The organism is Streptomyces sp. NPDC002809, assembly GCF_040295435.1.
GTDB lineage: Bacteria > Actinomycetota > Actinomycetes > Streptomycetales > Streptomycetaceae > Streptomyces.
In genome coordinates, this window is record NZ_JBEOVJ010000065.1 from 38,149 (window position 1) to 48,865 (window position 10,717).

Annotated in this window: 8 protein-coding genes; 3 read left to right on the plus strand and 5 right to left on the minus strand. The window is 69.8% G+C overall.

Annotated elements, in window-relative coordinates:
* Nucleotides 1–376: 376 nt before the first annotated feature.
* On the plus strand, nucleotides 377–1,741 hold the full coding sequence (locus ABT025_RS29330) for a DUF3500 domain-containing protein (RefSeq protein ID WP_351000894.1): 1,365 nt from the start codon (nucleotides 377–379) through the stop codon (nucleotides 1,739–1,741).
* Nucleotides 1,742–2,231: 490 nt separating this feature from the next.
* On the plus strand, nucleotides 2,232–4,604 hold the full coding sequence (locus ABT025_RS29335) for a galactose-binding domain-containing protein (protein ID WP_351000896.1): 2,373 nt from the start codon (nucleotides 2,232–2,234) through the stop codon (nucleotides 4,602–4,604).
* A gap of 73 nt (nucleotides 4,605–4,677) precedes the next feature.
* Here ABT025_RS29335 and ABT025_RS29340 read toward each other — a convergent pair whose 3' ends face one another.
* From ABT025_RS29340 to ABT025_RS29360, 5 genes are read right to left on the minus strand one after another with little or no spacing between them, the layout of a single operon-like run.
* Nucleotides 4,678–5,928, minus strand: a complete 1,251-nt coding sequence (locus tag ABT025_RS29340; protein WP_351000899.1) for an ABC transporter substrate-binding protein — start codon at nucleotides 5,926–5,928, stop codon at nucleotides 4,678–4,680.
* The gene (locus tag ABT025_RS29345; protein WP_502972057.1) at nucleotides 5,925–7,046 is read right to left on the minus strand and encodes a branched-chain amino acid ABC transporter permease; all 1,122 of its coding nucleotides are present in this window, start codon (nucleotides 7,044–7,046) and stop codon (nucleotides 5,925–5,927) included. Before ABT025_RS29345 ends, ABT025_RS29340 begins: the two co-directional genes overlap by 4 nt.
* On the minus strand, nucleotides 7,039–7,929 hold the full coding sequence (locus tag ABT025_RS29350; RefSeq protein WP_326739998.1) for a branched-chain amino acid ABC transporter permease: 891 nt from the start codon (nucleotides 7,927–7,929) through the stop codon (nucleotides 7,039–7,041). The genes ABT025_RS29345 and ABT025_RS29350 overlap by 8 nt, the downstream gene beginning before the upstream one ends.
* On the minus strand, nucleotides 7,926–8,729 hold the full coding sequence (locus ABT025_RS29355) for an ABC transporter ATP-binding protein (RefSeq protein ID WP_351000902.1): 804 nt from the start codon (nucleotides 8,727–8,729) through the stop codon (nucleotides 7,926–7,928). Before ABT025_RS29355 ends, ABT025_RS29350 begins: the two co-directional genes overlap by 4 nt.
* Nucleotides 8,726–9,523 carry an ABC transporter ATP-binding protein gene (locus ABT025_RS29360; protein WP_351000905.1) on the minus strand — a complete coding sequence of 266 codons (798 nt, stop codon included), beginning with the start codon at nucleotides 9,521–9,523 and terminating at the stop codon, nucleotides 8,726–8,728. Before ABT025_RS29360 ends, ABT025_RS29355 begins: the two co-directional genes overlap by 4 nt.
* 342 nt (nucleotides 9,524–9,865) lie before the next feature.
* On the opposite strand from ABT025_RS29360, the gene ABT025_RS29365 reads away from it, so the two are divergent.
* On the plus strand, nucleotides 9,866–10,606 hold the full coding sequence (locus tag ABT025_RS29365) for a PucR family transcriptional regulator (protein WP_351000907.1): 741 nt from the start codon (nucleotides 9,866–9,868) through the stop codon (nucleotides 10,604–10,606).
* Nucleotides 10,607–10,717 lie beyond the last annotated feature (111 nt).

Sequence of the window (10,717 nt, forward strand, 5' to 3'; positions counted from 1 at the left end):
AACATCCACGCCTGAAATGCGCCCCCCTCGGAACTCAAGGAATGCATCGTTCCGCAAAGCCATGGCATTGGTTCCGGGGCAATGAAGGCGGGGTCGAGCCTCATCTCCGTACCCGCAGCACAGCGCATGCACGAGGGCTCGGATGCTCCCGGCCCCCGAGCCCTCGTGCGCCCCGGGTAACTCCTTTCTTTCGCGCCCCCGAAACCCCATTCCTGCTGCTGCCACCAACGGCCACCCAAACCGGACGCACAGGAAAACGACGGAGTTCACGGCTCTTTGCTAAGTGATCCACAGGTGCCGAAGGTAGCTTCGCGGACAAGATCACAGGGCCTCCTCCGGTCGTGCGGCCGGACGAGAGGAACAAAAGGAGTACCCCTTGACCGAAACACCCACCGCCCACGAGGACCAAGAAGGTCGGCATATCCACGGCCACCGTCACCACAAGCCGGGCTCACCTGCATTCATGTCGCGTCGCCGGCTCATGACGCAGGCGTTCGCGGCGGCGGGAGCCGCCGCGTTCTCCACGATGCTCGCCGCGGGCGGATCGGAGGCGTCGGCCGCTACGACGGACACACCGGCCGACACCCCCTCGGGACCGCCGAGCGGGGGCCCCGGGGGGCCGGGCGGCGGCGGTGGTCCGGGCGGCGGCCAGGGAGTCAAGGACGCATTCGTGGGAGTGACCACGGACGGCGCCGTTACCGAGGACCTTTTCAGCATCCACCGCACCGGCGTGCGTACGAGGGAGGTCGTGGCCGCGGCCAAGGGGTGGCTCGCCTCCCTCACGGCCGAGCAGCGCACGGCCGTGACTTTTCCCGTCCAGGCATCTGACTACACGCAGGACCAGTGGCGCCTGTGGACCAATGTGGACGGGGACCGCAGCGCAGGTATGAGCCTGCAGGACATGACGAAGGCGCAGCGCGCCAAGGCGCTGTCGGTCCTGAAGGCGGGCATGAGCGCCCGTGGGAACCGGAATGCCGACAAGGTGCGGCATCTCAACCTCTACGGTGGCGAGTTGGCCAATCTGACCGAGACGTTCAACGACGAGCTGTACTGGCTCGCCATCATGGGAACCCCGTCGGCCACGGAGCCGTGGGGCTGGCAGTTCGAGGGACACCACCTTGTGGTCAACTACTTCGTCCTCGGTGACCAGGTCGTCATGACGCCGACCTTCATGGGGTCCGAGCCCTCCGTCGCCGACTTCGGCATCGACAGCCGGTACGAAGGCACGGAGATGTTCCAGGACGAGCTCGCCGCCGGTTACGCCCTGGTGCACTCGCTGAGCGCGAAGCAGCAGTCGGTCGCGATCACCACGACCGCCACCAGCGACCGGGACCTGACGGCCGGTGCGTACTCGGACAACGCGGTCATGCCGTACGAGGGCATCAAGGCCACCGCCCTGAACCACTCACAGCTGGCGAAACTGTGGAAGATCGTCGAGCTGTTCGTCGGGAACATCGACGAGGGGCACGCCAGGGTCAAGATGGCCGAGGTCAAGCGGCACGTGGACGAGACCCACTTCTCATGGCACGGCGGCACCGCCGACGGCGTACCCATGTACTACCGCATCCACAGCCCCGTCCTTCTTGTCGAGCTCGACTCCCAGGACCTGGGGCCCATCGGGAAGGCGATGGGATGGGAAGCCGGGATGACTCAGCGTCATATCCACGCCGTCATCCGCACCCCCAACGGCAACGACTACGGCAAGGACCTTCTCGCCCTGCACCTGGCCCTCGACCACTGACGAGAACGACCGGATGGTCCGGCGGCCCCTTCCTACGGCCTTCACACGGACCGGTCTCCTTGAATCCGCGCGCCTGATCGCCGGCACCGCGGGCGGGGCGGTTCGCCGGGTCGGACGTCGGACGACGCCCGACCCGGCAGGTCGGGACGAGGTGACGGGCCCGCCTGCCCGCGCATACCAACCGGCCGAGCGCATTCGACTCCTTTTTGCGCACAAGAGCCAATTATTTGCGCAACTCTCCGGGCCCTCACGCCTCGGCACATCGGGCTCGGACTGCACAGAACCCGCCCGGCCACGACAGGTACCGCATACCCACCAGGCGCCACCGTCCGGCGGCCAGGCGCTCAGCTCCACCCCTCACCCTGCACGTAAGTCGCAAAATTGAGTGGCTAGAACAGAATATTGCGCAGCGGCATAGACTTCCTTGCGGTCCTGCTCCTAGCCTGTGGGCGTCCGAAGTGCCCCCACGAGCCGCAAGGACGACTGATACGTGACCCCACCACCGCGACGCCCGTTGATCAGACGATCGATATCCGCCTCTCTCTCGCTGGCACTCGCCGCGTTCGGCACCGCCGCCGCCGTGGTCCTGTCCGGCGCCCCGCCCGCCCAGGCCGCGGGGGTCCCCGCCCCCTCCCCCATGGCGGTCCCCGGTCGCGGCGCGACCGTTCCGTTCAAGGAGCAGGAAGCCGAGTACGCCGCCACCAACGGCACGCTGATCGGCCCGAACCGCCTGTACGGCACGCTGCCCTCCGAGGCCTCGGGCCGGCAGGCCGTGACCCTGGACGCGGTCGGTGAGTACGTCGAGTTCACCCTCACCGCCCCGGCCAACGCCATGTCCTTCCGGTACTCGCTGCCGGACAACGCCGCGGGATCGGGCCGGGACGCCTCGATCGACGTGACGGTGAACGGCGCCTCGCCCAAGGCGGTTCCGGTCACATCGAAGTACGGCTGGTACTACGGCGGCTACCCGTTCAACAACAACCCGGGCGACACCAACCCGCACCACTTCTACGACGAGGCCCGGACCATGTTCGGGTCCACCCTCGCGGCCGGCACGAAGGTCCGGCTCCAGGTCTCCTCCACCGCCGCCTCACCCTCGTTCACCATCGACCTGGCTGACTTCGAGCAGGTGGCCGCGCCCACCGCCAAGCCCTCGGGCGCCCTCGACGTCGTCGCCGAATTCGGTGCCGACCCGACCGGGGCCGCCGACTCGACCGCGAAGATCCAGGCGGCCGTCGACGCGGGCAGGGCGCAGGGAAGGGAGGTCTACCTCCCGCAGGGAACCTTCCAGGTCCGCGACCACATCGTCGTGGACAAGGTGACGCTGCGCGGCGCCGGCCCCTGGTACTCCGTCCTCACCGGACGTGACCCCTCGAACCGCAGCAAGGCCGTCGGTGTCTACGGCAAGTACGCCGGGGACGGGGGCAGCAGCAACGTCACCCTCAAGGACTTCGCCATCATCGGCAACATCCAGGAGCGGGAGGACAACGACCAGGTCAACGCCATCGGTGGCGCCCTGTCGAACTCGACCGTCGACAACGTCTGGATGCAGCACACCAAGTGCGGCGCCTGGATGGACGGCCCGATGGACAACTTCACCATCAAGAACAGCCGCATCCTGGACCAGACCGCGGACGGCGTGAACTTCCACTACGGCGTCACGAACTCCACGGTCACCAACACCTTCGTCCGCAACACCGGTGACGACGGTCTGGCGATGTGGGCGGAGAACGTTCCGAACGTGAAGAACAAGTTCACGTTCAACACCGTGATCCTGCCGATCCTGGCCAACAACATCGTCACGTACGGCGGCAAGGACATCACCATCTCCGACAACGTCATGTCGGACACCATCACCAACGGCGGCGGGCTGCACATCGCCAACCGCTATCCCGGTGTCAACTCCGGTCAGGGAACCGCCGTCTCGGGCACGACCACGGCAGCCCGCAACACCCTGATCCGTACCGGGAACAACGACTACAACTGGCGTTTCGGCGTCGGCGCGATCTGGTTCAGCGGGCTCAACGAACCGATCAACGCCACCGTCAACATCTCCGACACCGAGGTGCTGGACAGCTCCTACGCCGCGATCCACCTCATCGAGGGTGCGTCGAACGGGCTGCACTTCGACAACATCAAGATCGACGGTGCCGGCACCTACGCCCTCCAGATCCAGTCTCCGGGCACCGCGACGTTCACCAATGTCGTGGCCACGCACATCGCGCAGTCCAACCCGATCCACAACTGCGTGGGCAGCGGCTTCCAGATCACGCGGGGCAGCGGGAACTCCGGCTGGTACGCCGATCCGCCGGCCTGCACCGGCAACTGGCCGGACCCGGTGTGGACCAACGGCGGGGTGCCGGGCGGCGGCAGCGGTCCGACGGACCCGCCCACCGACCCGCCGACCGACCCGACCGACCCGCCCACGGATCCGCCCGCCGAGACGGGCAACCTCGCCAAGGGCCGTACGGTCACCGAATCCGGCCACGCGGACGTGTACAGCGCGTCCAGGGCCGTGGACGGGGACGCGAACAGCTACTGGGAGAGCACCAACCACGCCTTCCCCCAGACCATCACCGTGGACCTGGGTGCGGCGAAGGCGGTCAAGCGGCTGGTCCTGAAGCTGCCCCCGGCGGCTGCCTGGTCCACCCGTACGCAGACGCTGAGCGTCTCGGGCAGCACCGACAACGGCACCTTCAACTCACTGAAGAGCTCGGCGGGTTACACCTTCGATCCGTCGAGCGGGAATCAGGCGACGGTCACCCTGCCCGGCACACCGTCCCGCTATCTGCGGCTGACGTTCACCGCCAACACCGGGTGGCCGGCCGCGCAGCTCTCCGAACTGGAGGCCTACACCAGCTGACCCGGCTCGCGAAGGACCGCCGGACGGCACGCGTGATGCGTGCCGTCCGGCGGCCGTCGTCGCGGTACTCGGACTACTTCAGCGTGTAGGACTTCGCCGCCGCCGCTGCCTGCGCGGGCCTGACGGTCTTGAGACCGCCGGGGGTCTTCGCGTCCGGCTTCATGATCACGCTCTCCCGGCTGGAGGGCGCCGTCGGGTCGGAGAAGTCGTGCGCCATCCCGAAGTCGCTGCCGAAGTCCGTGATGGTCAGCAGGGCCTTGTCGATGCCCTCACGGGTGAGGTCCTTCGAGGCGCAGGCCTTCTCAAGGACCTCGCCGAACAGCCTCGCCGCGTTGTATCCCGCGATGACGCCGTTGTCGAGGCCGTCCTTCGGGTACTCGGCGCCGTACTCCTTGGCGAGCTTCGCCGGGCCGGCACCCGGGTCGCCGATCGGCAGGGTGGGCGCGGCGACGAAGTAGTTGCTCTCCAGGGCCGGGCCTGCCGGCGTCTTCAGCAACTGGGGTGCGAACGCCGAGTTGTTGCCGACGACCGGGACCTTGAGGCCGGTGGCTGCGGCGACACCCACCAGCGAGGCCGCCTGACGCGGTCCCGCGCTGACCACGACGGCCTTGACCCCGGCCTGCTTGAGCGCGGAGACCTGGGCGGTCATGTCGTTGTCGGTGGGCTTGATCTTCTGCTCGACAACGGTCAGGCCCGCCTCCTTGGCCGCGTACTTCGAGCCGGTCAGAGCGTTCTCGCCGTAGTCGCCCTCGAAGTAGACATGGCCGATCTTGTCGCCCTTGGCGATGCGCTTCTCGGCGAGCAGGTAGTCGATCGCGTTGATCGTCTCGACGTCGTACGTCGCGCCGATGACACGGACGTACTTGCTGCCGAGCAGACTCGCCGACCAGGCCTGCGGCAGGACGAGTCCCTTGTCCTGGCCGTCGATGCGGTCCTTGACCGCCGCCGCGAACGGCGAACCGATGAACTGGACGAAGCCGAGCACCTTCGGCTCCAGCTCGGTGTAGCCGGCGATGGCCTTCTGCGGGTCGTAGCCGTGGTCGCGCACGGTCAGTTCGACCTTGCGCTTGCAGATGCCGCCCGCGGCGTTGGTCTGCTTGACCCAGAGCTGCTGGGCCTGGGTGACACTCTTGCCGAGCGAGGCGTAGACCCCGGTCATGTCGGTGAGCGCACCCAGTGAGATCGTCGAGTCCGTGACGCCCTCGCCGGTCTTCACACCGCTCTTGTCCTGGGCTCCCTCGTCGGAGGACTTGGCCTTCTCGCTGCAGCCGACGAGGGTGAGGGTGAGGGCCGCGCACACGGCCCCGAGCACACGCAGTTTCATTTCTTCTCTCCTGAGTTCTTCATCAGACGTGTCAGGCCGCCGGGCAGGAACAGCACGGCCGCGACCACCGCGGCGCCGTACAGGTAGCGCGATGCCTCGCCCGGAGCCAGGCCGCCCGTACCGGGGGCTGAGACCAGGGGCAGGGAATCGCTGTAGTGGGTGAGCAGCTGCGGCAGCAGCGAGACGAACGCGGCCCCGACGACCGCTCCCGCCACGGTGCCGAGCCCGCCGATGACGATCATGGCGAGGTATTCGAGGGACAGGACCATGCCGAAGTACTCGGGCACGGTCCGCTGGAAGACCAGCGCGAGCAGGACGCCCGCCAGTCCGGCGTACATCGACGACAGGACGAAGACGCCCGCCCGGTAGCGGGCCACCGGGACGCCCATCACGCCGGCCGCGATGCGGTGGTCGCGGATGGCGTTGAGCGCCCTGCCCGGCCGGCCGCGCAGCACTCCCCGGGCGAACAGGCCGCTGAGGAGCAGAGCGATCAGGGCCGCGTACCAGAGCTTCTCGGAGGACTGGAACGGCACCGCGGCCACCATGACCTCGGTGTCGTCGAAGTCGAATCCGAAGAGCGAAAGGGGCGGTACCGAACGGCCGTTGAAGCCGCCGGTGAGCGAGCCCGCGTTGAACAGCACATGCTGGCCGATGAAGATCAGCGCCAGGGTCGCGATGCCGAGGTAGGCCCCGCGGAGCCGGCTCGCGATGGGGCTGAACAGTCCGCCGGCGGCTCCGGCGAGGAGTACGGCGAGCAGGGCGGCGAGCCAGCTGGGCAGGCCGAGTCCGGCGAGCTCGTGCCCGTTCTCCGTACCGCTCTCCCCCGCGAGCACGCAGTAGCCGTACGCGCCCACCGCGAGGAAGAAGGCGTGCCCCATGGAGAGCTGGCCGGTGGCGCCGGTGAGGAGGTTGAGCCCGATGGCGCCGATGGCGGCGGCCATCGCGAAGAGTCCGGCCTGGAGCCAGAAGCGGTCCAGATAGAACGGGAACGCGAGCAGCAGTACCGATCCGACGGCCCAGAGGTAGGTACGCGGGTGGCGCAGCCGGGCCGCGAGGGCGGTACCCGGGGTGGCGAGCCGGGTACCTGTGGCGGTCTCGGTGGTCGTGGTGTCAGACACGGGCGAGCTCCTTCGTACCGAAGAGTCCCGCGGGCCGCAGGAGCAGCACGAGCACCATTACCAGGTAGGGGGCGAGGTCGCCGATGCCGCGGCCCAGGAAGGAGAGGTCGCTCTGGTAGCCGGTGGCGAGCGATTCGGTGACGCCGACGATCAGTCCCCCGGCGAGGGCACCGGTCGTCGAGTCGAGTCCGCCGAGGATGGCGGCGGGGAAGGCCTTGAGGGCGGCCAGTGAAGTGGCCCGTTCCAGACCGGGTGTGGGGAAGACGGTAAGGAACAGTGCGGCCACCGCGGCAAGTGCTCCGGCCACCGCCCAGGCGGCGAGCGAGACCCGGCCGAGCTTGATCCCCATCAGGGCCGCGGTCTGCGGGTTCTCGGCGGCCGCCCGCATCGAGACTCCCCAGGAGGTGAAGCGGAAGGCGAGCAGGAACACCGTGATGAGCAGGCCGGCGGCGAGGAACGCGGCGATCCGGGTCTCGGCGAGGGTGACGCCGCCGATGGTGACGACGCCGTCGCCCCAGGGGTCGCCGAGGGCGAGCACATCCGTGCCCATGCGCCGGGTGAGTTCGGTGGTCAGGAGGATGTCGACGCCGATGGTGACGATCGCCAGGACGCTGTGATCGCTGCCCCGGTAGCGGCGCATCACCAGGAACTCGACGGCCGCGCCGACCACCGCCGCGCCGGCGATTCCGACGGCGAGCGCGGGCCAGAAGCCGATGTCGTCGTGGAGCACGGCGGTGACGTAGCCGCCCGCGAGGAGCAGGGAGGCGTGGGCGAAGTTGACGACCTCGGTGGCTTTGAAGATGACGACGAAGCCGAGCGCGATCAGGGCGTAGACCGAGCCGATGGAGAGGCCGCCGAGGAGGAGTTCGATGAAGGTGGTCATTCCTGTGCCCCCAAGTAGGCCTGGACGACGGCCGGATCGTTCTGGACCTCGGCGGGGGTGCCGTCCGCGATCCTGCGTCCGAAGTCGAGTACGGTCACGGCGTCCGCGAGCCGCATCACCACGCCCATGTCGTGTTCGACGAGCACGATCGAGATGCCGAGGCTGTCGCGTACCCCGGCCACGACCGCGGCGGTGCGCCGCCGTTCGTCGGCGGTCATCCCGGCGACGGGTTCGTCCAGAAGGAGGACCTGCGGCTCCATGCACAGCGCGCGGCCGAGCTCGACGAGCTTCTGCTGTCCGTACGGGAGCGCACCGGCAGGCCGGTCCAACTCCTTTTCCAGGCCGATGAATTCGGCTATCTCCCGGACCCGGTCAAGATGGCGGCGGGCCTCGCGGGCGGCGGACGGCAGGCGCAGTCCGGTGGCGAGGAACCCGGCGCGGGTGAGCCGGTGCCGGCCGAGCAGGAGGCTGTCGGCGACGGTGGCGTGCGGCGGGAGCGCGAGGTTCTGGAAGGTACGGGCGACGCCGAGTTGAGCGATCCTGTGCGGGGCGAGACCGGTGAGTTCCGTCGTACCGAGGTGGACGGTGCCGGATGCGGCCCGGTACACCCCGGACAGGACGTTGAAGCAGGTCGACTTCCCTGCCCCGTTGGGGCCGATGACGGCGTGCACGCTGCCCGGCTCCACGGTGAACGAGACGCCGTCCAGGGCGGTGAGCCCGGCGAAGCGGACGGTGACGTCACGGACGGCGAGCGCGGCCGGGGCGGTGGCGACCTGGGTCGCCTCCTGGGCGGTGGTCATGCCGGCCACCTGCTCAGAGTGCGTACGGCCCCGGAGGCCCGGTCCGCGTCCTCGGCGGCTGTCTCGTCGACGACGCCCAGGTAGCGGCGGCGCACCTCGTCGGAGGCGGCGAGTTCGTCGGCGGGTCCCTGAAGGGTGACCTCGCCGACCTCCAGGACGTATGCCGTGGAGGCGAGCCGCAGGGCGATCGCCGCGTTCTGCTCGACGAGCAGGACGGAGGTGCCCGACGCGTTGATCTCCTGCACCGTCTCGGCGATGCGCTGCGCCATCAACGGGGCGAGTCCGAGGGAGGGTTCGTCGAGCAGCAGCAGCCGGGGCCGGGCCATCAGCGCCCGGCCCATCGCCAGCATCTGCTGCTCACCCCCCGACAGCAGCCCCGCGCGCTGGTGGGCGCGCCGGCCCAGTACCGGGAACAGTTCGTGTACGCGGTTCAGCGCGCCCGCCGACGCCTTGCGGCCGCCGCGGGCCCCGAGGGCGCCCGCCCGCAGATTGTCGGCCACCGTCATCCGGGCGAAGACCTGTCGTCCCTCGGGCACCTGGACCACTCCGGCGGCCACCACCTGGGCGGGGCGCAGCCCCTCCAGGGGTCGTCCGTCGAAGTGGACGGTGCCTGTGCCCGTCCCGCGGTGGAAGCCGAGGGTCCGCGAGATGGCCCGCAACAGCGTGGTCTTCCCGGCCCCGTTGCCGCCGAGTACGGCGGTGATCGCGCCGGCCGGCACATCGAGGGAGACGTCGCGCAGGGACCGTACCGGGCCGTAGCCCACGGACAGTGCGCGGATCTCGAGCGTTGCCATGCGTCCTCCTCCTTCCGCCTTGTCTTGGAATCGACGCGTCGATTCGTGGTGCGCAGGGCCCCGGTCGCGAGGCGTGGCCGGCGGTGTCCGCCTGTACCTGCCTGTGCCTGCCCTGTGCCTCTCTGGGGCCACAGACCAGCAGCGGTCGAGCCGTGCGTCCACGGTCACTGGCCGAAACGCTGCGGGTGACCAGTGCGGGAGACCGCCGGTTGTGCACACGCACAGAGGCGCGGTGTGCGCTGTCGCTCCCGGCCCGGACCGGTGCCATCCTCACGACTGCGGTCCGGTGAGGACCGAGGCGTGGAAGCGGCCCCCGGGGGGCGTGCGGAGGACGGAGCGGGCATGCGGCAGCGCGGGGACGAGCGGGGGTGGGCGCTGCTCGACGCGCTGTTGGAGGACGAGACCGCGCCGGGCCTGGCGGAGCTCGCCGGTGCGGTGCTGGGGCTCCCGGAGCGTGGCCGGTACGCGGTGGCGGTGGTCCCGGCGCCCGTCCGCACGGTCGGGAACCGTCCCTGCGACGCGCACGGGATGCGGTTCCTCTGGCGTTCGCGGCCGGACCGGGAGATCGCGGTGGTGGCGCTGGGCGATGCGGATCCGGCGGCCGTCGCCGCACTGCTGTCGGACGGGGGGCCGGGACCCGGAGGGGTCAGCCCCGTGGTGGACGGCCTGTCCGCCCTGGGGACGGCGCGCAGGCTGGCCGATGCGGCGTTGCTGGCATGCGGCCCGGCCGGGGAGGCGGTCGTCTGTCTGGACGGCCGGGTCCCCGCGGCCCTGGTGGCCGGACAGCCCGCCCTCGCGGCCTACCTGGCCACGGACGTGTTCGGCCCGCTCCTGGCCCGCGACCCGGCCGACCGGGCCCTGCTGGTGTCGACGCTGGACGCGTGGCTGGAGTGCGGAGGGTCGGCGGGGCGGACGGCCGTACGGCTGTGCTGCCACCGGAACACGGTGCTGAACCGCTTGCGGCGGCTGGAGGTGCTGACGTCACGCTCGCTCTCGCGGCCGCGCGAGCTGGTGGAACTGATGCTGGCGCTGGATGCGGTGCGGCTGGTGCCGGGGGCTGATCCGAGCCCCTCCGGCGGCTGAGGAGCAGGCGCGGCTGAGGAGCAGGCGCGGCCAATCCCTGGCAGGCGCACGAGGACGGCCTCGCCGCGTTGTCTGCCGGAACGCCCGAATGCATCCGGTACGCGGACGGCC

Bases quoted from the DNA above. Each gene is read 5' to 3' on its own strand.
- ABT025_RS29365 (WP_351000907.1), top strand. From the start codon at position 9,866: ATGCGGCAGCGCGGGGACGAGCGGGGGTGGGCGCTGCTCGACGCGCTG.
- ABT025_RS29355 (WP_351000902.1), bottom strand. From the start codon at position 8,729: ATGACCACCGCCCAGGAGGCGACCCAGGTCGCCACCGCCCCGGCCGCG.
- ABT025_RS29360 (WP_351000905.1), bottom strand. From the start codon at position 9,523: ATGGCAACGCTCGAGATCCGCGCACTGTCCGTGGGCTACGGCCCGGTA.
- ABT025_RS29350 (WP_326739998.1), bottom strand. From the start codon at position 7,929: ATGACCACCTTCATCGAACTCCTCCTCGGCGGCCTCTCCATCGGCTCG.
- ABT025_RS29340 (WP_351000899.1), bottom strand. From the start codon at position 5,928: ATGAAACTGCGTGTGCTCGGGGCCGTGTGCGCGGCCCTCACCCTCACC.